Raw genomic sequence first — 20,480 nt, forward strand, 5'->3', positions numbered from 1 at the left:
ACCTCACTCGAATAATGTTTGAGCGATATTTCTTACCGCTGCTTTTTCCCGGTCATCTTCTAGCTTCTCTACAATTCCTCGTTCAATTGCACGAAGCGGCGGGATATATTGCGCAAGATCACATGTATCTAACAGTGCGCGAATGGATGCGGCTTCTTCACTGACCTGTCCATTGTGTGCTTGGACGATGAGATCTGATGAAAGCTGTACGAATTGATCGATTAAACGCTCATCCTTTAATACGGATTGAGTGTGCAGTACTTCTTTTAAAATGCCGCCGCCAATGTAAGGAACTTCAATGACAACAAAACGGTTTTTCAGCGCTTCATTGAGCGGCACTGTCCCCACATATCCCTCATTGATTGCTGCAATCACGCCAAAACCTTCTTCTGCTCTAACGACTTCACCTGTAAATGGGTTTGTCATCATTTTTCTGTAATCAAGCACACCGTTTAAAATAGGCAGTGTTTCTGGTTTTGCCATGTTGATTTCATCAATATATAAAAGGTGTCCTTTTTTCATTGCTTTTGTAACGGGTCCTTCAATGAATTCTATAGAAGCAACTTGTCCATCATTATGGATGGTTTTATAGCCAATTAGACTTTCTGCATCAAGGTCAACTGAGCAGTTTACACTATGCATCGGCTGTTGAAAGAAAGCTGATAAAGTTTCTGCTAGTTTTGTTTTACCTGAGCCCGTCGGTCCTTTTAACAGAACATTTTTTCCTAGGGCAAGTGCAATCATGGCATCTTGAATAATAGACGTATCTTGTGATTCATAGCCGCCTGTTCCGATAAGCGGACGAAATTCTTCTTCGAGAACTTTTCCTTTTGCTTCGATCATTGCTTGAATTTCTTCTGGGAGTGCTGGTTGGTTAAACATATATGATTAATTCCTCTCTTCGATCATTTTCCTCACCAAGTATACTAAAAAAACCTTTATGCACTCAATACATAAAGGTTCGACTTCTGTTATTTTACCATTTCTTTTGTGATGGCTCCGCAAGCAATGCGTTTACCTGAGTTGCCAGAAGGGTTGCTTAAGTAATCATCTGCTTCTGCATGGATGATGAAACTTCGCCCGTTTTGATCAACCAATTGATTCGGGCCTCCTTTGACCGTCACATTCGGAACATTCACAACGACGTCAATTTGACCATCTGCCCCTACTTCTAAATTAGGCATATCTCCAGCATGATGCCCTTTTGGGTTGTCGAAGCCATGCTCTCTATGTGTCGGATTAAAGTGAGCCCCCGCCGTTTCAAAATCTGGCGTTTCACATATTCCTGTTTCATGAATATGAAAGCCGTGAGGACCTGGCGGCAGTCCTTTCGCTTTCACATGCAGATCCAGCCCATTTTCTGAGGACTCTCTTATTTCAATGCTCCCTATTTTTTGCCCGCTTTCGTTTATGAGTGACGTTGTGACTGGTGCTTGTTTAGGTGCGGCAACTTCTCTTGTTTCTTCTGTCGTTTCTTTTTTCGGCGGTGCATGACATGCTGATGCGGTAAAGATCAAACATATCATGATCATCCACACTGACTTTTTCATTTATGACTGCCCCCTTTTGTTATCAGTATGGACAATCACAGCAACGGGCAAACAAAAAAAGCCGAAAATCGGCTTTTTTAGAAGAAACGTTTCGCACCTAGGTAGGCTTTTTTCCAATAAGGATTGCTTAAGTTTGAAATTCCTACTCCACTGTCACTTGCATGAAGGAAATCTCCTCCACCTAGGTATAGTCCCATATGAGAAGGACCTGCTTTGTACGTTGTGAAATAAACAAAATCTCCAACTTGTGGTGTGCTGACAGGCGTCATCATATTCCAGTATCCTGCTGTACTCAATCTAGATACTGATGAAACCTTATTAATAAGATAGTAAACAAAGCCGCTGCAATCAAATCCAGCTGGTGTATTGCCGCCCCATCTGTAAGGTATGCCTGTGAGCTTTTTACCTTCTTGAATCATTGTCGTGATTTTTGCATTCATTGGAACGTCATTTTTATTATTGTTGACCGGTGTTGTTGAACCGTTTGACGTAGAACCATTAGATCCAGTTGAACCGGAAGCTGTTCCGTTGATTTTTAATACTTGTCCAATTCTCAGCACATCACTTTTCAAGCTGTTTGCTGTGCGGATTGATTGAACCTGCACCTTAAACTGATTCGCAATTTTCCATAATGAATCACCTGATTTAACCGTATAAGATGTGGTTTTACTACTTGAAGACTGATTGCTGTTTGAAGGCGTGCTAGGTTGAGCAGGTGCTTTCGGCTGACTTGGTTTTGACGTCACCGTTCCTTTTACCTTCAATACTTGATTTGGATAAATCGTATCAGATTTTAGCGAGTTCAATGTTTTAATTTCACCAATCGACATATTTAACGAATTGGCAATTTTCCAAAGTGAATCGCCTAATTTCACTTTATATGTACTAGATGCTGACGACGAACTATTAGAATTCGTTGATTTGTTACTTGAGCTAGAATTAGATGTTGAGTTTGAATTTGAGGACTGGCTGCCGCTCGTTTTCGCTGTTCCAGACACTTTCAGCTTTTGTCCAGGACGAATGAGGTCACTGTTTAAGCTGTTCAAACTTTTCAAACTTGCAACTGACATTTTGTGATTCTTCGCAATCAGCCATAATGAATCCCCAAGCTTGACTGTATAGCTAGATGTTGTTGAAGCACTTGATTTCGTTGCTTTTGAACTTGTTGATGAGCTGGATTTTGAACTTTTTGCACTAGGAATCTTTAAGCTTTGTCCTGCAAAAATCATTGTCGTTTTTAATTGATTAAGAGATTGAAGTTCCGAAATACTTGTGTTGTACTGTTCGGCAATCTTCCAAAGTGAGTCACCGCTTTTCACCTTGATCGTCTGTGCTTCTGCCGGTGCAGCAATAACAGCTGAGCCTGCGATCGCTGAAACTGTGAGGCCGGTTACTACTTTTTTCTTCATAGATGAATCTCCGCCTTTCATGATTTCGTCCCATAAGACTTATGTACTAGTTTTGAGTTTAGCATTTAATGGTTCTGCTTCTCTTGCACTATTTTATCTTTATTTCTATTATATTACTCGACATGAAGACGTTGGGCAATACTAAATAGGTTAGAGCAGCAAACTCAAAATGCTAAAACAAAGCCATATCGTTTCTATCGGCTGTTTGCTGTATTTATAAACAATATTTAAGGAATTTTTAAGTTGACGTTTAGAAATTTGTCAAAACAAGCACGTTGCTAGTTTCATAGTTCTATTCTACATGACAAATTTTTCTGTATCAAATGACTTTTTACTTAATTGCCTGTTTTTTCTCCTCAATAAAAAAAGCACCCTTCCCAATGAAGAATGCTGTGTTCATGTTTACTTTTTGATTTCTTGATCTTTTACAGTTAACGGATAGAGGACGCCTTCTTTCGCAAACGACATTTTTCCTGTTTCTTCTGATACCACAAGAACAAGGGCATCAGTCATGCCAGAAAGTCCAATGGCTGCTCGGTGTCTTGTCCCAAGAGAAGGGCTGACTTTTTTTGAGGTGAGCGGTAGGACATTTGCAGCGGAAACAAGCGTGTTTTCTTTTACTAAAAGGGCGCCATCATGAAGTGGGTTTCCAGGATAGAAAATGCTTTCTATTAATGATGCGCTAATTTTCGCATGGAGGTTTGTCCCTTTTTGTATATAATCCTCCACCTCATCTCTCCTTTGAATCACAATCAGTGCGCCATGCTTTTGTTTTGATAAGTTCTCAATGGCTAAAGAAAATTGAGCAAAACCCGGTGTGAATTCTTCCATATATGCTTGTAAATAAAACGAGGAAGCCTCTGCATGCATTTCATTAAACTGATCATGCAATGATTCGAGTTCACAAAGAAGGCATTGTTCCGTCTGGTCAAGCGAATCGACGATTTTCCTTGCATCCATCATAATTTGCGTTAAATGAGATTTCATTTCTAACTTAAACATCGCTTCTTCATTTGTGCGATTGATCATCTCACCATATCCCTCCTTCTTTCGCTTGTGTCATAAAATAACAAATTGTGCACATTCTATTTGTATGGAGGTGAATTCAATATGACCATTCAAAAAGTGATTCAATATGCTTGCAGCATTTTAGGTGTTGTCAGTCTTTCTTTTATTTATGCCCAAATGTTCAAAAAAACGAAGCCCTCAAAGAAAAATAATCCGACGGAGAATTGATTTTTTTACATAGCGTGATATAATTCCTCTCGTTATTTCTGTTCAGAGAGGAACTTATGATGAGAGAAACGAATAGTATTCGAGCAAAGTTGGCACAATTTTTAACCATATTGATTCCGATTTTAATTACACAAGCAGGTCTTTCGCTCATCACATTTTTAGACACGGTGATGTCTGGAAAAGTGAGTGCAGAAGACCTAGCAGGTGTAGCGATCGGTTCGAGCATTTGGACACCTGTTTATACTGGTCTCGCTGGTATTTTAATGGCTGTTACCCCTATTGTAGCTCAGTTAATGGGCGGCGGCCGCAGGGAAGACGTTCCTCGTGCAGTCTTCCAGGCCATTTATTTATCTTTTCTTTTAAGTATCGTGGTGATTGTCATTGGATCGTTGTGTGTTCCTTTTATTTTAGGGAGACTTGGGCTTGAACCATCCGTAGAAATCATTGCCCGTCATTTTCTCAGCTTCCTTGCTATTGGAATCATCCCGCTTTTTGGTTATTCAGTCATGAGATCGTTCATTGATGCATTAGGAAAAACACGTGTGACGATGTTCATTACGTTAACCGCACTTCCTATTAATTTTGTTTTAAATTATCTCTTTATTTTTGGAAACTTTGGGTTTCCAAAGCTTGGCGGTGCAGGGGCAGGTCTTGCATCTGCGATGACGTATTGGACGATTTTCATCATGAGTATTTGTATTGTCATCAAAGCCGAACCGTTTGCATCCTTTCGGTTGTTTCAGACATTACCTCGTTTTAACGTCTCCCGAATGGGTCAAATACTGAAAATCGGTATCCCTATTGGGTTTGCGATCTTTTTTGAAACAAGTATTTTTGCAGCTGTCACGCTCTTAATGGGTCACTTTGATACCGTGACAATCGCCAGTCACCAAGCAGCGATGAACTTTGCTTCTATTTTATATATCCTGCCGCTTAGTATCTCAATGGCTTTAACGATTGTTGTAGGTTTTGAAGCCGGTGCCATGCGTTATAAAGACGCAAAAAGCTACAGCTATATTGGCATTGCAACAGCTGTTTTGTTCTCATTATGTACCGCAGCCCTCATCTTGTTATTTAGACCTGAGATCGCTGGTTTATATACAACTGAATCAGCTGTTTTACAAATGACACAGCACTTTTTGATGTATGCGATCTTTTTCCAGCTGTCAGATGCGATCGCCGCACCAATTCAGGGAGCTCTACGCGGGTATAAAGATGTGAATTATACACTGATTGCTGCGTTTGTCTCTTACTGGGTCATCGGCCTTCCAGCTGGCTACTTGATTGGCACGTATACCTCATTTGGAGCGTTTGGTTATTGGATTGGGCTGATTACTGGGCTTGCGGCAGGTGCCATCGTCCTATTTGTTCGTCTTAGGTTGATTGAAAGACGTATGCATTCTGATACAACAGGAAAAGGCAGCTGACTGAAGTCAGCTGCCTTTCATTTAGTCATTCCATTGATACGTCCAGAAAATTTCTTCATCAAACCATTTTTGAACGACTGGTTCTTTGTTTTTCAACTTTTGTTCAAGCTCTCTTAGCATGCCTTCTGTTTGTGTTCTATGCGCTCTTAGTGCATTTAATTTGATATCGGCTACATCCGTAATATCAATCACAATATCGGCATTTCCTAGCACTTCTTCTCGATTTTTCGTAATGGCCATACAGTATGTGACGGGACGGTCTTCTTTTTTCTTTCGGTATAGAGCACGAATGACCGCTTCACCTGTCGCGTCATGATCAGGGTGTACACCATGACCTGGATAAAATGTGACAATAAGGGTTGGTTTCACTTCATCAATAATACTTTCCATCACATCCGCTAAATACTCATCATCTTCAAATTCCAACGTTTTATCCCGAAGACCAAGCATTCGCAAGTCTGTGACATCCATTTCTTTACATGCATTGATTAATTCCTGTTTTCTTAATTCAGGAAGTGTCTCACGGTTAGCATATGTTGGACTTCCCATATTTCTTCCCATTTCTCCAAGTGTCCCGCATGCATACGTCACTGGAATTCCACGTTTTCTGCTTTGCGCGATGAGCCCTGCGACCCCGAAGGATTCATCGTCGGGGTGAGGCAGCATCACAAGTACATGTTCGTTCATCACTGTTCCCCTCTCTCCTACACCTGAAATGGTGTTTCACTAATTTGTAATGAGATCGCTAGTTTTCCGTCTGGCAGGTGTCCTGCTAACAGCAGGCGGCCTTGTTCATCAAACACGTAATCGGTTAAACCTTCTGCGTAAATCCAGCCATCTTCTGTTTTCATCCCGACACGGTATGGACCTTGTCCTTTTATTTTTGCCTGTGAATAGACGACTTTTGCGTTGCGGATATACGCCACGACCGTCATATTTTGCTCATTCACATGAGCTGAATAAGAACCAGTTGTCGTTTCAAGATGAACGAAGACTGGCCGATTTAAAAACGATTCAAGATGTGCTGTGACATCTTCCGTTTGAATTGGTTTCATGAGTGGTTCCTTCCTTCATTTTGAATTAGTTCTCGCAGCTTTTTTGTATGTAAGCTGATCAGCTGTAGTTGATGACCCTGTTCAATCGTGCTTTCTAAAATTCTTTCCACAGCGAGTACATACTTTTGATGTAATGACTTTCTTGCGCGAGGATGGGTGCGTGCATCAAGCAAATCATCTTGTATCGCCTCGTGTAATGAAGTCATATCCACTACATCAAGCTGCCGATTTTTCCATAAAGATTGATAAGCGTGTGCAAGCTCATCGACTGATGACATGTGATCACCTCTACAGTTTTGGTAACAACTTATTATGACATGATCCGCCTGCAAAAAAAAGCAAACTGCTTCGTCTCTTTAATGAGAATTCGCTGTTTTTTTCATTCGCAGTTGAGAGGTTGTAAATAGTAAAATCGCCACCCAAATACAGAGGAATGTCACGATTTTTGCTGCAGATAAGTGTTCGTGATACACAAACAGCCCCAAAAAGAGTGTAATGGTCGGTGCAATATACTGCAAAATACCAACTTGATATAAAGGAATTCTTTTGGCCCCTTCAGAAAATAAAAGAAGCGGTACAGCTGTAAAGACACCTGCAAAAAATAATAGCCCAAGAGAGCCGAAGCTGCTCGGATTCATCGTGACAACAGGTTCTTTTAAGAAGAAGAATAAGTAAACAAGCGCAGCTGGTGCAAGAAGCAGTGTTTCAATGGTTAATCCAATGGCACTCGTAAAACTCATCCTTTTTTTAATCAGCCCATAAAACCCAAAACTAAAAGCCAATACGAAAGCCACGACAGGAAATGAGCCGTACTGAACAGTTGAGATGATGACCCCAGCTGCGGCAATGAGAATGGCGGTGGTTTGCATTTTATTCAGTCGTTCTTTTAAGAAAATGATGCCTAGTAAAACTGATACAAGCGGATTAATATAATACCCTAAACTCGCTTCCAGCATAAGATCGTGATTTACCGCCCAAATGTATACATACCAATTGACCGAAATTAAAATAGCCGATAAAAGTAATGAAAAAAGTGCTTTTCCATCTATCATCAGACCTTTCACAGTCTGCATCGCTGGACGGACTTGCTTTAAATATAAAAGAATACCGCACATAAAAATAAAGGACCATACTATTCTGTGCGCTAAAATTTCGCCTGACGAAATATGCTCCATCAGTTTCCAATATAATGGGAACAATCCCCATAATGTAAAAGATGCAGCCGTATATAAGACACCTTTTGATTGTTGTTCGTTCAATCTAACCATTCCTTTCTAAACCTATCGTATATTATAGCACGCACATCACTTTATGGGCATATACTAATTCAGGGCATTTAGAAAGGATGATTTGCATGTTTGACTGGAACCGATTATTTCCTTTTCAAAAGCAATTTTCAAAAGAAGCGTTAAAAAATTCAGATCCTAAAGACGTTGAGCAATATGTCAATCAAGTCATGGAAAGTGTTTTCGGCTCCAATTATTCTGCTCAATTCCCCTTTCAGGATCCGCTGTCTCAGCAGAAGAAAACAAGAGAGACAGACGATAAAAAAAAGAAAGAGCCGAATGTTGAAGTATTTGAGACGACAGATCACGTGTTTGTCAAAATAGAGCTCGATCGTCCGAACACGGAAAAAGTAAAAATCAAACATACAGCCAATCTGCTGTTTATTGATCATTTTCCTGAAGAGAATAAACAAAAGAAGGTTGTCCTGCCTGCTGCTGTGAAAAGAAAAGGAACAAAGGCTTCGTATCAAGATGGTATTTTAGAAATTATGTTTTTAAAGCATGATGATCCAGGCATTTCTGAAATTGATATTCCATTATAAAAAGCCTGCTTTGAAATGGAAGCAGGCTTACTCTTTTTTCTTAATAATATGGTGGATATCCGCCGCCATAAGGTGGTGGAACAGGCGGTGGTGGTGGCGGGTAATATGGACGAGGATAATTAAAAATCGCACTTCCTAGAAATCCGCCAAGCAGTCCGCCGACTAAAGGAGCGCCAAAACCAAAAAACAAAGGGACTCTAGATTCATATGGCGGAATGCCAGGGGCACCGCCTCGAAAATACGGAGTATGAGGGTACATGCTTTTCTCCTCCTTTGTCATGTGCCTAACATCAGCATATTCATTAGGAGACAAAACGTTTGGGCAAACCTAAAACTAGGCTTGCTCCTTTTTTACATCAGATCCAGCATACTCCCCTGCCCAGCGCGATACTTCTCCGAACACACCATGTAATGCACTCCCTTTTTCGGTTAGACAATAGATGACTTTGACTGGCGTTTCAGGAAGTACAGTGCGCTTTATGATTCCTTCTTGCTCAAGCTCTTTTAAGCGTTCTGCGAGCATTTTTTGACTGATGGATGGAATAATGTCCGTCAGGTCTTTAAACCGCTTCGGACCATCAAGCAATACATGAATGATGAGACCATTCCACCTTTTGCCAAGAAGCAAAAAAGCTTGCTGAATGTTTGGACATAATTGAAATTCCATATATTTCAGCCTTTCTTTTCATAATCGTTTGACAAACTAACGGTATACAATTTAAAATATATCTCTAGTTACAATAAGTAAGTTTCTCACTTTTTTATTTATTGTACCATACTATTTGCAAAAACGGGAGGAAATATCCATATGGCGAGCGATCAAAAAACGATTGACATTTTAAAAGAAAGAGCTTCAGTAAAAGAGTATGATACAACTCATGAAATGACAAAAGAAGAGTTAACAGAGCTTCTTGATATCACAACAAAAGCACCATCTGCTTGGAACCTTCAGCATTGGCATTTCACTGTTTTCCATAGTGCTGAATCAAAAGCAAAGCTTCTTCCAATTGCTTACAACCAAAAACAAGTCTCTCAAGCATCAGCTGTGATTGCTGTGCTAGGTGACCTTGAAGCCAATCTAAAGGGGGAAAAAATCTACAGTGAGCTAGCAGAACAAGGCTTCATCACAGAAGATATTAAAGAAACACTGATGACGCAAATCAATGGTGCTTACCAAAGCGAGCAATATGCACGTGAAGCTGCGTATTCAAACGCTTCGTTAGCTGCTATGCAGTTAATGATTGCGGCGAAAGCAATGGGATATGATACATGCGCAATGGGCGGTTTCAGCAAAGAAGCGTACGTGAAAGAATTCAATGTGAGTGGTCGATACGAACCAGTGATGTTGATTTCTGTCGGGAAAGCAGCAAAAGAAGCTCACAAAAGCAATCGTTTTGACATCGAAGAAGTATCTGATTTTCTATAAAAAACGGCACAGTCTCAGCGTCATGCTGGGGCTTTTTTTATTTGCTCTAAATATTATTTTTCCATACTTATTTTCAAGTCTTCCTTTCTCATTCTTCAGTATTTACCTCTTTTTAAAAATGAAAGCGTTATATTAGTATGATATTCATAAAAATGATTGTTTTTTCTGAAAATGGTCTTGTGATCTAATCTGACAACTGCTATTATTATGAAATTACAAAATATTAGAGGAGGAAAACATGAACAAAAAACTGATACTGGCGCTACTCATCGCGATTCCATTCATTGGACAGCTTGCACTGCTCCCCTTTGTGAATCGTATTCATCCATTTGTCATCGGGCTGCCTTTTTTCCACTTCTGGCTCTTACTATGGATTGTACTCACACCCGTTTGCACATTTATCATTTACAGGATGCAACATTCAAATGGAGGAACTGACGAATGCAAGGAAACTTAACAGCTTTATTGATTACTGCAAGTATCATTTTCATCGTCGTGGTCATCGGTTTTGCCGCTGGTCGTGATAAATCATCAAGACAATCAGTCGAAGAATGGTCTGTTGGCGGGAGAAAATTTGGCGGGCTTCTCGTCTGGTTCCTTGTTGGCGCAGACTTATATACTGCCTATACCTTTTTAGGGCTCACAAGTACAGCTTATACAGCGGGAAGTGTTGCTTTTTTCGCTATCCCCTATTCCGTTCTTGCTTATTTTATTGCGTATTTCTTCTTACCAAAACTTTGGACGGTTGCAAAAAATCACAAGCTGACAACACTTGCTGACTATGCACGTGAGCGATTTGACAGTAAACTGTTATCTAGTTTGATTGCCATTGTTGGTGTACTCATGCTCATTCCATACATTTGTCTTCAGCTAAGCGGGATTCAAGATACGTTAACTGTCGCTGGAACGAGTTATATTAATGTGAATGCAGTTGTTATGATTTCATTTATTTTAGTTGCACTTTATACATTTTTCAGTGGTATTAAAGGTCCTACATATACAGCCATTATTAAAGATATTCTTGTTTGGGTGATCATGCTCTTTATGGTCGTTTCCCTCCCGATTATTCATTTTAACGGCTGGACACCAATGATGAATACGTTAGCTAAGGAAGCTCCACAGCTTCTGACGATTCCTGAAAGCGGCCCTAAAGGCATTTTGTGGTTTATTACCGCATCAGGTGTTTCTGCACTCGCATTATTTATGTGGGCTCATGCAGCAACTGGTGTTTTCACAGCCAAAAGCGCAGATGCCATCCGTAAAAACAGTATGTTTTTACCTCTTTACAACATTGTATTGATTTTGGTCATCTTCCTTGGCTTCATTGCCTTTTTAGTCTTACCGGAAGATACAAATCCAAGATTTGCTCTTCTTCATTTAATTCAGACGTCATATGGCGGCGTGATGCAGGGGCTTGCGTATTCGACGATTGCACTTGCTTCTCTCATTCCATGTTCGATCATGGCCATTGGGGCATCGAATTTATTTGCCAATAATTTGTACCGTGATTTAATCCATCCAAATGTGTCACCTAAACGGTTAACGATCATTACACGTTCGATGGTATTTATCGTGATCGGGCTTGCTCTTTTATTCGGTATGCTGTTCCCGACTGCGCTTGTCACGCTTCAGCTGATCGGTGTTTCTGGAATGGTTCAAATTTTCCCAGCCATTGCCATCAGCTTGTTCTGGAAAAAACAATCAAGAGAAGCAACGATTGCGGGTTTGGTTGTTGGCATCATCGTCACCTTTACAGCTAATATCTCCCAAGTCACGTTTGGTCTTTATGAAGGATTTCTTGGTTTACTAGCAAACGTTGTGGTCATCCTGATTTTGAATCCATTCTTCCAAAAGAAGATCACATCCAATTCTGTCATGAATGATCTATTTGAAAAAGATCACGACAAAACAGCGACGACCGTAAACGAAGTGTGAGATTAAAAAAGCAGTCCTCATATGAGGACTGCTTTTATCTTGTAGACAAAGTCTACAAATTTTTGGTATAACACCATGTTCGTTGTGTTTTATTTTTTTATAGCATGAATGTAATGAATGGTCTCAAAAGCTGATAGGTAATCTTCTCTATTGTTAAAATACAGTTCATTAACTTTTTCAGGAGATAAATGTTCATAAATAAGTAGATCTGATTTTTCTAACATCTTTTCGATTTCAAAGTACGAAAAACATGATTTCATCGGTTCTCCGCCTATTGAAGCCATTTTCACCATATTCTCAACTCTATTAGAGATTCCTTTTTCTTCGAATAGTTTTTCGTCTGCATAATCAAAAACGATTGAACTTCCTGATGGAACATTGGTGAATAGATAATCTATTAAGCTTGTAACTTCCTCTTTAGTTAAATAGTAAGAAACACCTAAAAGACTAAAAAACGTCTTTTTGTTATCAAATCCTCTATCTTTTAGGTTTTGATAGGATAAATTTTTGGTGAAGTCCATAGAAATAAAATGAAGATTACTTGGGATTTTTAATTTAGCCTCTTCCAACCTTTGCTTTTTAAATTCCTGTGTAGCGGGATGATCAATTTCGAATATTTCTAAGCTATTTTCCAATTCTGGATGTCGGAAACTAAAAGTATCTAATCCAGCACCAAGTATGACGTATTGTCTTAATCCTAACGCTACCTCAAGAAGTAATACTTTTTCGCAATACGCAGCTCGTGACAAGGTGATTGGAGAAAGTTGGACTTGTGTAATCCATTTTAATATTTCTTCTGTATTTCCCTCGAATTTTTGTGCGTTATCTTTGTTGAAGAAGTGTATGCCTTGGACCATATTTTCTTTGATATCAGTGAATTCTTTTTCCGAAATGAATTCTTTAGCTAAATAATCATTAAAGATTTTAGGGGTATCAAATTGACTATGATAGGATCTGGCAAAAGCCGATATTAATGAAGTCACACTTGATTCATCTTTCTTCATACAAACACACTCCTTCATTTTAGAACAAAAAAATAGGGTTCTCCTGGCCAGGAGAACCCTATTATATACTCAAAAAATATAAAAGTAAATTATAGCATAATTGAATTATTTTGTCAAGATAAATTATTTGTCACAGCTTTTTTCGGACAAATATTCACACTTAGCAAGTGTTAGATGGCGCAAAAAAAGAAGAAATTCTTACCTTATCCCAAAAAGGTTTCAGTGCATGCAATGCTTACTTCCACTGCCATGAATTTTAAAAAGCCACGAAATTGGACAAGGAAAGAACCATATCCAACGTAAAATACTTTAAGTTTTTATCAAAAAATATAAAAACCCCACTTTACTTATAAAGTAAAGGTGGGGTTAATCTACAGTTCGAAACCAGTCCTCTAATGAGACTGTTTTTTTATTTCATTTCTTTTTTCAACACTTCAATGGCTTTTTTCATTTGCGTATCATTTTTCTTGAGCTTATCTTGGATGTTTGTCATCAGTACCGTCGTTGTGTCCCCTGTCAGAATACCATCAGCCTTTAGATCGTGATCTGATTGGAACCTTTTCACGACCGACTGGAATGCTTGATCATATTCTCCATTGGCTTTTGCTTTGTAGCCAAGCGCTTGGAACATTTTTTGAGCCGCTTTGACTTCATCTCCATCATCATTCAGTTGATACGTCTTTTTCGGACTTAAGTATGGCAGCTTCGCATAACTCGGCAGAGATGCTTTCACCTGTGGCTCAATTCCTTTTTTGTGAATCCAAGACCCGTCTGGTGTCAGCCACTTGGCTATGGTTAATTTCACACTAGAACCATCATTGTAGCTTTGGGCATTTTGAACAGTCCCTTTACCAAATGTCTTTTCTCCAACAAGTTGAATGCTGGAGGATTGGTGCAGAGCTGCCGCCATGATTTCAGCAGCACTCGCTGAACCGCCGTTTACAAGAACAACTGTCGGCTGATGAACTTTGCGTTCTTTTTCCGCTTTGTACACTTGTTTCTTTCCTTTTTCCTCAACCTGCATAATGACTTTTCCTTTATCGATAAAGTCATTGCTCATTTCAATTGCTTCTGTCATAATGCCGCCTGGATTATCTCTCAGATCAATGACAAAACCTTTTGCCCCTTTTTTCTCGAGGTCATCAATCGCTTTATCCAACTCTTTAGACGTGGTTTCAGCAAAAGAAGTGATTTGGATTTCGCCTATTTTATCTTTTGTTAGTTTTGCATACACCGTTTCAAGTGGAATCGTATCTCTTGTGATCGTGACATCCACATTTCCAACACCTTGTCGGTTCAAATGCAGTTTGACATCCGTTCCTTTTTTCCCTCTGATAAGAGAAACGGCTTTATTCACTGACATACCTTTTGTACTTTTACTATCCACTTTTAAAATACGATCATGAGGTTTCAAACCAGCTTTTTCAGCAGGAGAGCCTTTAATCGGTGCGACAATTAAAATTTGTCCATCCTTCTCTTCTACTTGTGCACCAATTCCTTCAAATGAAGATGAAATGGTGTTGTTAAACCCTTCGGCTTCCTCCTGATCCATATATGTAGAGTATGGATCATCAAGTGATGCAATCATGCCTTGAATCGCACCGTCTACTAGTTTTTGATCATCCGTTTTTTCGTAATACTCGTTTTTTACCTTCGTATATGCAGCCATGAGTTTACTAAACTTCTCATCTCCTGAAACGCTGACAGCACCTTGTTTTGTGATCACAAATGTAATCACTGAGGAAAGCGCTGCTGTCACCAGAATGGCTATCACGAACTTGAATTGTTTTTTCAAAAAAACACCACCTTTATCTCCTTTCATTATTATCAAGGACGATTCTTCATCCGTCAACCAAAGGATCAAACTTCTATTTGAAAAGATAAGCCATTTCGCCCTGCAATGCATAATCTTTAGAGAGAAACATGATAAGGAAAGAAGGGATTCCATGAGTGACTATGTAGAAATGCTTGCCTATTTTGGTGTATCAGGTGCCCATCCTGGTGGAATTGAGCTAACAAAAACGATGATTGAGCAACTAAACTTGACGTCTGAAGATCGTATACTGGATGTTGGATGCGGCACAGGACAAACAGCCGCATATTTAGGACATTTAGGTTATGAAGTAGAGGCGATTGATACACACCCTTTGATGATTGAAAAAGCCAATCTGCGATTCGAGCGGGAACAACTACCTTTCCGTGCACAGCAAGCATCGATCGAACACCTGCCATTTGCGGATGACTCGTTCTCTCTACTGATCAGTGAATCTGTTTTAAGCTTCACCCATTTACCTGCTGCGCTTGCTGAGATGAAACGGGTACTTGCTCCTGGAAAACAATTGATCGCTAATGAGGCTGTGTTAAAAGTGCCGCTTCCCTCAAAAGACCAGGCAGCCATTCGGGAGTTTTATGGGTTTCACTCCCTCTTTTCATTTTCTGAATGGCAAAAGCAGTTAGCGTCCGCAGGATTCCGTGAGATTCGGATTCTCTCATTCGATGAGCACATGGTGCAAGAGGAGCCGACCGAAATGGAATTATCAGATCAAATACCACCTTCTCTTTATGATACATTGCAGACACACTATGACCTGATTCAAACACACCGAGAACATCTGAGTCACCTTGTATTTGAATGTACAGTATAAAATGAGCGAATCTCCTATATGTTTTGTCCAAACTCTATGAAGTCTTTCGCATAGGATAAGAGTGAAAAGAGTTTGTCATAAGGAGGGAAAACATGGAGCGCTACTATAAACTTTGTCAGCAGCATATGGGGAAAATAGCTAGAATTACTGATCGAAATGGCAGAGTACATGTTGGACGTATTGAGCGGGTGTCAAACCGCAAAGTTTATATCCGGCCAGTCGGCGGGTCCCGCGGGGGCTTTGGTTATGGATATTACGGAGGTTATTATGGCTGGGGTGCAGCTTATGGCATCGGTCTCGGTTTTATTACCGGCTTCGCTTTAGCAGGTTTGTTCTTTTTTTAAAACGGCGTATAAAAGAAGGCCTCCCAGCTTCGGGAGGCCTTTTATTTGTTTATATTTTCTTCACTTTGTTCATGTATTCTTCGAATGTTAAATCATGATCATGCATCGCTTTTGCAGCTTCTTTCCCTACATAGCGCAGGTGCCACGGCTCATATTCATATTTCGTGATGTCTTCTTTCCCTTTTGGATAACGGATGATAAAGCCATATTTGTAAGCATTTTTGGCTACCCATTTACCATCAGGTGTTTCACCAAATTTTTCAGAGATTTCAAAGCCGGCACTTTTTGAGGAAATATCCATAGCTAGACCTGTTTGATGTTCACTTTCGCCTGGTAAGGCTACGGCTTCTTGGGCTTTTTCTTTCCCTTTTAGTTTCACTTCACTATCAAAAATGACTTTTTGACGGTCATAGGAACGATAGCCCGATACTGCAGCAAGCTCAAAGTTTTCCTTTTTAGCACCTTTGAATAACTTCGCAAGTGCCTCCGCTGCTTCTTTTCGAATATATCGTTTTTCAATATCCTCTGAAAAAGAGAATTCCACTTTTGGTACAACGAGATCAGAAGGTTTATAGGTTCCTGGCAGTGCATATTCTTTGTTCACTAAAGCAAGCACATTTTCAGGGTTTTGAATGGTCTTCAGTCCGCTCACTACCTTGATGTCATTGAAATATTCACTCTTTAACGTCAGCTCTTGATTAGATGAATCTGCCGTATCGTTTGAGTTTTGCTGGGGTGATGAACTTGCTGCGTTCTTTTGTTCGTTTGTTTTGTTAGATTCAGTGGTACCGCTTTTCTGATCCAGCAACTGACAGCCTGATAATGCGGCCGTCAAACCAAGAATCGATGCGATTGAGAGTATTTTATAGCTTTTCTTCATGACATACCTTCCTTTTGCTCTACTAAAAAAATAAAGATGCGCTACATCGTAGCACACCCTTTATACTATTATAAAACAGAATCTAGTGCAATTAAGATCATTTCGTCAAATGTCGTTTGACGCTCTTCAGCAGTTGTTTCTTCTCCTGTCAGCACATGATCACTCACTGTCAGAATCGACAACGCTTTTCTGCCAAATTTTGCAGCAAGCGTATAAAGAGCCGTTGTCTCCATTTCGATCGCTAGAATTCCATATTGGTCCATCAGCTCAAGTGGTTTTTCATTATAAAACTGGTCTGCTGTAAATACATTCCCAACACGCACAGCTACATTTTTCGCTTCTGCTGTGTCGTAGGCTTTTTTCAGTAAACCAAAATCAGCACATGGTGCGTAATCAATCGGTCCAAATGCCACACGGTTCATTTGAGAATCTGTTGATGATGTTTGAGCTAAGATGACGTCACGTACATTGACATCTTTTTTGATCGCTCCGCAAGAACCGACACGGATTAAGTTTTGAACATCATAGCTTTGGATCAGCTCATTCACATAGATCGAAATAGACGGTACGCCCATCCCAGTACCTTGTACAGAAATGCGTTTTCCTTTATATGTTCCAGTATAACCATACATGCCGCGCACTTCGTTATAGCACACAACATCTTCTAAATATGTATCTGCAATATATTTCGCACGAAGCGGATCGCCTGGCAGCAATACCGTTTCTGCAATTTGTCCTTTTTCTGCTCCAATATGTACACTCATTTTTTAGCCTCCACTTACGTTTAACATGTGTTTAGTCCCATTTATTATAAACGATTGAGATCAAAAAAGAAAATACCAGCTGAAAGTAAAGCTGGCATCGTCGTTTATATTTAACTCATCGTCATTAGCCGTTCACTGCGTTTCCATCCTGCCGGAAAGAGCTGGTAGTAGCACTTCCCTTTTTTCTGGTCATCAATCACAACGATATCCCCTGTTGTGATAAACCGTGCATTGTAATCATTAGGGACTGTATCTTGTACATTAAAAGTCGAGAATGCTTTTTCCAGTACATCAAGGTGTGTCCTGCCGCCAATCTTTGTCCGGTACACAGGCTGATGTCCGCTTTCTGCACCATATTCAGGTGTTTGATAAATGGTTAAGTGATAAGCTGAAGGTTTCTTTTGAAAAAATCTCAACGTCAATTGCATTCAAATCCCTCCCCTTTTATATAAAATTGGCTGGGATCTATGAATTTCCTTCTTCTATTTTTGTCGAATGACGGACAATTTTTCGTCAATCTTTTTACATATGAGAAATAAAGCTAGTCCTATCGCAAAGCCCCCTGCTACATCAGTGACATAATGAACACCGATATACATCCTGCTGATGCCGATCATCAGCACACAACACCCTGTCACCATGTAGACTGCTTTTTGTCTCTTTTTCAGCCATGGAATCATTTCAATTAATAGATAGGCGATAAATGGATAGATCGTTGCCGCATTCATAGAATGACCGCTCGGAAAGCTATAATAGGTCTCATTCACTAGATGATCAAAGGCTGGACGCTCTCTAGCAAACAGTCCTTTCAGTTCATGATTGACCGTTTTTTCTGCTATATATAGTAGAAAAAGCAGCATAATAGAGTGGTAGCGTTTATACATAAACAGCACCACGCTAAAGATGAGCATGATTGGGACAAGCAGCGCACTGATACCAAAGTCAGTCAAAGTCAGCATGACATCATTTAAAAAAGGAAGTCTGATGTTTTCAAACGATAAGATGATCTGGTTGTCCAACTCCTGGAACATGCCAGACACCATAAGCGCTGCGATGGCGCCAAACAAAAGGAAAAAAATGATGACATACACGCGAAACAATTCCCCTCCCTTTCTACTCAGAATCTCTTCAAAGTATAGTGCCTACCGCGCCTCTTCTTCAACTATCATTGCTTTCCTCAGCATATATTCAAATGTAATATCGGCAAGCTCAAACGTTTCCAGCTCAGATGGTATGTACCCTCTTTTGACCAGCTCCGTGTAGAAGAATTCTGCAATTTCCTCTGTATCAATCACCAAATCTGCTTCTTTCATTGCTTTCCGCCTCCTTTTTTATGATGTATGAACGCTGCCTTATTTTTATTACAGTTTGTCATAATGGCTTATTCCATACATATAAATGCAGTAAACGAAAAGAAAAGGGGCATGAGGCAATGAAATGGTTAAGCATTTTAGATGGACATACTTTTGATCAGGTGATGGGCCGTATCTTGAGGGGATGGTTTTATGTGATTGCTTTTTTCTGTGTTCCTTACTTTTTATTCGTGTTAGGACAAGTCTTCTTTTAACCAAAATGTTCGTTTAAACTTTCCAAAATAAAGTCCATCATATCCTTATATTCTGGGTCTTTGAAAAATTCATAGAGAATTTTATAATCATTGTAAATATCAAGAAGCTCATCCACTATAGATACAGCGAGAAATTCTAGTGATGCTTCGCTTTCTTGTTTCTCTTCTAACTGTAATAGAGCGGTTTGCACCATATCTTCCTCTATTTCTTTTGAGGTTTCTCCAACGTAATGCACAAAAAGAAGTTGATGAACAAACTGATCCATCTCATATTTTCTTAGGACAAGCGTCAAGTCTTCTTCTTCTGTTTCCAGCCATTCTCCGTCTTTTAACCTTGTCAGTTCATAAATGACATCTTCCCAGCCATCTTCAAGGTAGCGCCATATCTCAGTCCGATGGCCAATGATTTTAAATAGCTCTTTCCCGTAATCCTTTACATATACAACATCGCCAATGAGGAACTCATATTCAATGTCCAGCTTTTCTGTATCTACAATCACCCCGTCGTACTCATCGTAAAGCTGAAGTGATGTTTCAAAATAAAGCACCTCATTATGATTGACCTCATATAGATAATGTTGGTCAATTTGATGGACTTTTGTTATCGTTCCAACTGTGCCGTACATGACAACGACGACAATATCCCCTACTTTATATTTTGGTGCTTTCGCCTTCATTCTGTCTCCCCCTTGCCCGACTTTTGGTCTTAACGTATCGTATGCCGGCGCAAGGAATTCTGCATGGGCAACCACACCATGCAAAACGCCATTTTATTTCTTCATGAAAAAACCGCTTCTTCCATACGGAACAAGCGGTTGTGTGTGTTATTTTTTTTTGACTTCTACTTCGTATTGCTCAAAAGCCTCATCAAATGTCGTCATGGAGCTTAAATAGTCCCCATTTAACTCTAAATAGGCACATAGCTCATGATAATCAGTGGATGCTTTAGGAAAGCTGTGATCTTCATAAGCAGCATTTGCAAAATGACTGATTTCATCCTTCGGTTTTGGATGTCTGTACTTCATTAAATAATGGTAAAACGACTTCACCTGTTTTTCCCTCCGCGACACTCTATTTTGTTGTTATATTATACAGGAATTTGATGACTTGTATAGGCGGAGGTACAACTTATGAAGAAAAATCAAAGTAATTACGCTTTAATAACCGCTCCATGCTCATTAATTCTTCATATGAAATTTTTTCTGGAAGTTTTGTTTGATCGACTAAAATTAATTGATCTTCTATCTCTTTTACTGTCTCATCCTTCTGATACGTCATCCCGCAATGCGTGCAAGAAATCGAAGGCGTTTCCAAAATCTCAATCGATTGTGTGCCCGTGATGAGTTCCCAATAGACTGTGGTCTGTCCTGCGTTCGCTTTCTTCTCCTCACACCAATCACATGTCAGCAA

The 20,480-nt window shown here is 39.7% G+C and carries 29 protein-coding genes; 9 read left to right on the forward strand and 20 right to left on the reverse strand.

Going from position 1 to position 20,480, the window contains the following annotated elements:
• Positions 1–3: 3 nt before the first annotated feature.
• From NSQ70_RS09595 to cdaS, 4 genes are all read right to left on the reverse strand, one after another.
• Positions 4–882 (reverse strand): MoxR family ATPase, encoded by an 879-nt coding sequence (locus tag NSQ70_RS09595; RefSeq protein WP_017359496.1) that lies wholly within the window; start codon positions 880–882, stop codon positions 4–6.
• A gap of 89 nt (positions 883–971) precedes the next feature.
• The gene (locus NSQ70_RS09600) at positions 972–1,550 is read right to left on the reverse strand and encodes a superoxide dismutase family protein (RefSeq protein ID WP_008346485.1); all 579 of its coding nucleotides are present in this window, start codon (positions 1,548–1,550) and stop codon (positions 972–974) included.
• A 77-nt stretch (positions 1,551–1,627) separates the two neighbouring features.
• Positions 1,628–2,959, reverse strand: coding sequence for a peptidoglycan endopeptidase (locus tag NSQ70_RS09605; protein ID WP_024718576.1), 1,332 nt, complete (start codon positions 2,957–2,959; stop codon positions 1,628–1,630).
• Positions 2,960–3,361: 402 nt separating this feature from the next.
• Complete coding sequence (gene cdaS / locus NSQ70_RS09610; protein ID WP_342502131.1) at positions 3,362–3,988, reverse strand: sporulation-specific diadenylate cyclase CdaS; 627 nt, start codon at positions 3,986–3,988, stop codon at positions 3,362–3,364.
• A gap of 81 nt (positions 3,989–4,069) precedes the next feature.
• Here cdaS and NSQ70_RS09615 point away from each other — a divergent pair, with 81 nt between their 5' ends.
• Positions 4,070–4,195: a hypothetical protein gene (locus tag NSQ70_RS09615; RefSeq protein WP_003215647.1), complete on the forward strand. Its 126-nt coding sequence runs from the start codon at positions 4,070–4,072 to the stop codon at positions 4,193–4,195.
• A gap of 59 nt (positions 4,196–4,254) precedes the next feature.
• Positions 4,255–5,622, forward strand: a complete 1,368-nt coding sequence (locus NSQ70_RS09620; protein ID WP_342502132.1) for an MATE family efflux transporter — start codon at positions 4,255–4,257, stop codon at positions 5,620–5,622.
• Between the two features lie 21 nt (positions 5,623–5,643).
• Here the strand turns inward: NSQ70_RS09620 and bshB2 are convergent, their stop codons facing one another.
• The 4 genes from bshB2 to rarD form a co-directional block, all read right to left on the reverse strand.
• A complete protein-coding gene (gene bshB2, locus NSQ70_RS09625) occupies positions 5,644–6,309 on the reverse strand; it encodes a bacillithiol biosynthesis deacetylase BshB2 (protein ID WP_024718573.1) in 666 nt (221 codons plus the stop codon).
• A gap of 17 nt (positions 6,310–6,326) precedes the next feature.
• Positions 6,327–6,677, reverse strand: coding sequence for a YojF family protein (locus tag NSQ70_RS09630; protein ID WP_008346474.1), 351 nt, complete (start codon positions 6,675–6,677; stop codon positions 6,327–6,329).
• Positions 6,674–6,955, reverse strand: coding sequence for a hypothetical protein (locus NSQ70_RS09635; protein ID WP_041091271.1), 282 nt, complete (start codon positions 6,953–6,955; stop codon positions 6,674–6,676). Before NSQ70_RS09635 ends, NSQ70_RS09630 begins: the two co-directional genes overlap by 4 nt.
• 78 nt (positions 6,956–7,033) lie before the next feature.
• Positions 7,034–7,945, reverse strand: a complete 912-nt coding sequence (gene rarD, locus NSQ70_RS09640) for an EamA family transporter RarD (RefSeq protein ID WP_039165518.1) — start codon at positions 7,943–7,945, stop codon at positions 7,034–7,036.
• 86 nt (positions 7,946–8,031) lie between these two features.
• Between rarD and NSQ70_RS09645 the strand changes: the two genes are divergently transcribed.
• Complete coding sequence (locus tag NSQ70_RS09645) at positions 8,032–8,505, forward strand: spore gernimation protein GerT (RefSeq protein ID WP_039165520.1); 474 nt, start codon at positions 8,032–8,034, stop codon at positions 8,503–8,505.
• 40 nt (positions 8,506–8,545) lie between these two features.
• Here NSQ70_RS09645 and NSQ70_RS09650 read toward each other — a convergent pair whose 3' ends face one another.
• Both NSQ70_RS09650 and NSQ70_RS09655 read right to left on the reverse strand, forming a co-directional pair.
• The gene (locus NSQ70_RS09650) at positions 8,546–8,764 is read right to left on the reverse strand and encodes a hypothetical protein (RefSeq protein WP_003215921.1); all 219 of its coding nucleotides are present in this window, start codon (positions 8,762–8,764) and stop codon (positions 8,546–8,548) included.
• 75 nt (positions 8,765–8,839) lie between these two features.
• The gene (locus NSQ70_RS09655; RefSeq protein ID WP_251211170.1) at positions 8,840–9,172 is read right to left on the reverse strand and encodes a winged helix-turn-helix transcriptional regulator; all 333 of its coding nucleotides are present in this window, start codon (positions 9,170–9,172) and stop codon (positions 8,840–8,842) included.
• Positions 9,173–9,313: 141 nt separating this feature from the next.
• On the opposite strand from NSQ70_RS09655, the gene NSQ70_RS09660 reads away from it, so the two are divergent.
• The 3 genes from NSQ70_RS09660 (at position 9,314) to NSQ70_RS09670 (ending at position 11,866) form a co-directional block, all read left to right on the forward strand.
• Entirely contained in the window at positions 9,314–9,931 is a 618-nt protein-coding gene (locus tag NSQ70_RS09660; protein ID WP_017359679.1) for a nitroreductase family protein, read from the forward strand.
• A 238-nt stretch (positions 9,932–10,169) separates the two neighbouring features.
• Complete coding sequence (locus NSQ70_RS09665) at positions 10,170–10,388, forward strand: DUF3311 domain-containing protein (protein ID WP_017359680.1); 219 nt, start codon at positions 10,170–10,172, stop codon at positions 10,386–10,388.
• Positions 10,373–11,866, forward strand: coding sequence for a sodium:solute symporter (locus tag NSQ70_RS09670; RefSeq protein WP_340959512.1), 1,494 nt, complete (start codon positions 10,373–10,375; stop codon positions 11,864–11,866). The genes NSQ70_RS09665 and NSQ70_RS09670 overlap by 16 nt, the downstream gene beginning before the upstream one ends.
• Positions 11,867–11,955: 89 nt before the next feature.
• Here the strand turns inward: NSQ70_RS09670 and NSQ70_RS09675 are convergent, their stop codons facing one another.
• Both NSQ70_RS09675 and NSQ70_RS09680 read right to left on the reverse strand, forming a co-directional pair.
• Complete coding sequence (locus NSQ70_RS09675) at positions 11,956–12,870, reverse strand: class I SAM-dependent methyltransferase (protein ID WP_340959511.1); 915 nt, start codon at positions 12,868–12,870, stop codon at positions 11,956–11,958.
• Positions 12,871–13,279: 409 nt separating this feature from the next.
• Positions 13,280–14,665: a S41 family peptidase gene (locus tag NSQ70_RS09680; protein WP_342502133.1), complete on the reverse strand. Its 1,386-nt coding sequence runs from the start codon at positions 14,663–14,665 to the stop codon at positions 13,280–13,282.
• A 151-nt stretch (positions 14,666–14,816) separates the two neighbouring features.
• Between NSQ70_RS09680 and NSQ70_RS09685 the strand changes: the two genes are divergently transcribed.
• Both NSQ70_RS09685 and NSQ70_RS09690 read left to right on the forward strand, forming a co-directional pair.
• Positions 14,817–15,515: a class I SAM-dependent methyltransferase gene (locus NSQ70_RS09685; protein WP_281215246.1), complete on the forward strand. Its 699-nt coding sequence runs from the start codon at positions 14,817–14,819 to the stop codon at positions 15,513–15,515.
• 92 nt (positions 15,516–15,607) lie between these two features.
• A complete protein-coding gene (locus tag NSQ70_RS09690; protein ID WP_326112865.1) occupies positions 15,608–15,859 on the forward strand; it encodes a hypothetical protein in 252 nt (83 codons plus the stop codon).
• A gap of 49 nt (positions 15,860–15,908) precedes the next feature.
• On the opposite strand, the gene NSQ70_RS09695 is transcribed toward NSQ70_RS09690, so the two are convergent.
• The 5 genes from NSQ70_RS09695 to NSQ70_RS09715 all read right to left on the reverse strand — a co-directional run bounded on the left by NSQ70_RS09695 (position 15,909) and on the right by NSQ70_RS09715 (position 18,816).
• The gene (locus NSQ70_RS09695; RefSeq protein ID WP_017367458.1) at positions 15,909–16,739 is read right to left on the reverse strand and encodes a M15 family metallopeptidase; all 831 of its coding nucleotides are present in this window, start codon (positions 16,737–16,739) and stop codon (positions 15,909–15,911) included.
• Positions 16,740–16,807: 68 nt separating this feature from the next.
• Complete coding sequence (gene deoD, locus NSQ70_RS09700) at positions 16,808–17,503, reverse strand: purine-nucleoside phosphorylase (RefSeq protein WP_007500754.1); 696 nt, start codon at positions 17,501–17,503, stop codon at positions 16,808–16,810.
• Between the two features lie 110 nt (positions 17,504–17,613).
• Positions 17,614–17,931, reverse strand: coding sequence for a hypothetical protein (locus NSQ70_RS09705; protein ID WP_007500756.1), 318 nt, complete (start codon positions 17,929–17,931; stop codon positions 17,614–17,616).
• Positions 17,932–17,985: 54 nt separating this feature from the next.
• Positions 17,986–18,594 carry a phosphatase PAP2 family protein gene (locus NSQ70_RS09710; RefSeq protein ID WP_159159730.1) on the reverse strand — a complete coding sequence of 203 codons (609 nt, stop codon included), beginning with the start codon at positions 18,592–18,594 and terminating at the stop codon, positions 17,986–17,988.
• A 51-nt stretch (positions 18,595–18,645) separates the two neighbouring features.
• Positions 18,646–18,816 (reverse strand): YozD family protein, encoded by a 171-nt coding sequence (locus tag NSQ70_RS09715; protein ID WP_008346445.1) that lies wholly within the window; start codon positions 18,814–18,816, stop codon positions 18,646–18,648.
• A gap of 119 nt (positions 18,817–18,935) precedes the next feature.
• Here NSQ70_RS09715 and NSQ70_RS09720 point away from each other — a divergent pair, with 119 nt between their 5' ends.
• Positions 18,936–19,070, forward strand: a complete 135-nt coding sequence (locus NSQ70_RS09720; RefSeq protein ID WP_017359686.1) for a hypothetical protein — start codon at positions 18,936–18,938, stop codon at positions 19,068–19,070.
• Here the strand turns inward: NSQ70_RS09720 and NSQ70_RS09725 are convergent.
• The 3 genes from NSQ70_RS09725 to NSQ70_RS09735 form a co-directional block, all read right to left on the reverse strand.
• The gene (locus NSQ70_RS09725; protein ID WP_008346441.1) at positions 19,067–19,747 is read right to left on the reverse strand and encodes a hypothetical protein; all 681 of its coding nucleotides are present in this window, start codon (positions 19,745–19,747) and stop codon (positions 19,067–19,069) included. The genes NSQ70_RS09720 and NSQ70_RS09725 overlap by 4 nt on opposite strands.
• A 147-nt stretch (positions 19,748–19,894) precedes the next feature.
• Positions 19,895–20,119: a YozE family protein gene (locus NSQ70_RS09730; RefSeq protein ID WP_003215834.1), complete on the reverse strand. Its 225-nt coding sequence runs from the start codon at positions 20,117–20,119 to the stop codon at positions 19,895–19,897.
• A gap of 79 nt (positions 20,120–20,198) precedes the next feature.
• Positions 20,199–20,480: a YokU family protein gene (locus NSQ70_RS09735; RefSeq protein ID WP_024718564.1), complete on the reverse strand. Its 282-nt coding sequence runs from the start codon at positions 20,478–20,480 to the stop codon at positions 20,199–20,201.

Source organism: Bacillus sp. FSL R5-0397, from assembly GCF_038593395.1.
GTDB classification, from domain to species: Bacteria; Bacillota; Bacilli; order Bacillales; family Bacillaceae; genus Bacillus; species Bacillus altitudinis.

Excerpts from the sequence above, each read along its gene's own strand:
- NSQ70_RS09650 (WP_003215921.1), bottom strand. The coding sequence starts at position 8,764 with ATGTACCCTCATACTCCGTATTTTCGAGGCGGTGCCCCTGGCATTCCG.
- NSQ70_RS09675 (WP_340959511.1), bottom strand. The coding sequence starts at position 12,870 with ATGAAGAAAGATGAATCAAGTGTGACTTCATTAATATCGGCTTTTGCC.
- NSQ70_RS09725 (WP_008346441.1), bottom strand. The coding sequence starts at position 19,747 with ATGAAGGCGAAAGCACCAAAATATAAAGTAGGGGATATTGTCGTCGTT.
- NSQ70_RS09635 (WP_041091271.1), bottom strand. The coding sequence starts at position 6,955 with ATGTCATCAGTCGATGAGCTTGCACACGCTTATCAATCTTTATGGAAA.
- NSQ70_RS09690 (WP_326112865.1), top strand. The coding sequence starts at position 15,608 with ATGGAGCGCTACTATAAACTTTGTCAGCAGCATATGGGGAAAATAGCT.
- NSQ70_RS09685 (WP_281215246.1), top strand. The coding sequence starts at position 14,817 with ATGAGTGACTATGTAGAAATGCTTGCCTATTTTGGTGTATCAGGTGCC.
- NSQ70_RS09695 (WP_017367458.1), bottom strand. The coding sequence starts at position 16,739 with ATGAAGAAAAGCTATAAAATACTCTCAATCGCATCGATTCTTGGTTTG.
- NSQ70_RS09655 (WP_251211170.1), bottom strand. The coding sequence starts at position 9,172 with ATGGAATTTCAATTATGTCCAAACATTCAGCAAGCTTTTTTGCTTCTT.
- NSQ70_RS09645 (WP_039165520.1), top strand. The coding sequence starts at position 8,032 with ATGTTTGACTGGAACCGATTATTTCCTTTTCAAAAGCAATTTTCAAAA.
- NSQ70_RS09665 (WP_017359680.1), top strand. The coding sequence starts at position 10,170 with ATGAACAAAAAACTGATACTGGCGCTACTCATCGCGATTCCATTCATT.
- bshB2 (WP_024718573.1), bottom strand. The coding sequence starts at position 6,309 with ATGAACGAACATGTACTTGTGATGCTGCCTCACCCCGACGATGAATCC.
- NSQ70_RS09620 (WP_342502132.1), top strand. The coding sequence starts at position 4,255 with ATGAGAGAAACGAATAGTATTCGAGCAAAGTTGGCACAATTTTTAACC.
- NSQ70_RS09720 (WP_017359686.1), top strand. The coding sequence starts at position 18,936 with ATGAAATGGTTAAGCATTTTAGATGGACATACTTTTGATCAGGTGATG.
- NSQ70_RS09660 (WP_017359679.1), top strand. The coding sequence starts at position 9,314 with ATGGCGAGCGATCAAAAAACGATTGACATTTTAAAAGAAAGAGCTTCA.
- deoD (WP_007500754.1), bottom strand. The coding sequence starts at position 17,503 with ATGAGTGTACATATTGGAGCAGAAAAAGGACAAATTGCAGAAACGGTA.
- NSQ70_RS09715 (WP_008346445.1), bottom strand. The coding sequence starts at position 18,816 with ATGAAAGAAGCAGATTTGGTGATTGATACAGAGGAAATTGCAGAATTC.
- NSQ70_RS09595 (WP_017359496.1), bottom strand. The coding sequence starts at position 882 with ATGTTTAACCAACCAGCACTCCCAGAAGAAATTCAAGCAATGATCGAA.
- NSQ70_RS09605 (WP_024718576.1), bottom strand. The coding sequence starts at position 2,959 with ATGAAGAAAAAAGTAGTAACCGGCCTCACAGTTTCAGCGATCGCAGGC.
- NSQ70_RS09615 (WP_003215647.1), top strand. The coding sequence starts at position 4,070 with ATGACCATTCAAAAAGTGATTCAATATGCTTGCAGCATTTTAGGTGTT.
- rarD (WP_039165518.1), bottom strand. The coding sequence starts at position 7,945 with ATGGTTAGATTGAACGAACAACAATCAAAAGGTGTCTTATATACGGCT.
- NSQ70_RS09705 (WP_007500756.1), bottom strand. The coding sequence starts at position 17,931 with ATGCAATTGACGTTGAGATTTTTTCAAAAGAAACCTTCAGCTTATCAC.
- NSQ70_RS09600 (WP_008346485.1), bottom strand. The coding sequence starts at position 1,550 with ATGAAAAAGTCAGTGTGGATGATCATGATATGTTTGATCTTTACCGCA.
- NSQ70_RS09670 (WP_340959512.1), top strand. The coding sequence starts at position 10,373 with ATGCAAGGAAACTTAACAGCTTTATTGATTACTGCAAGTATCATTTTC.
- NSQ70_RS09630 (WP_008346474.1), bottom strand. The coding sequence starts at position 6,677 with ATGAAACCAATTCAAACGGAAGATGTCACAGCACATCTTGAATCGTTT.
- cdaS (WP_342502131.1), bottom strand. The coding sequence starts at position 3,988 with ATGATCAATCGCACAAATGAAGAAGCGATGTTTAAGTTAGAAATGAAA.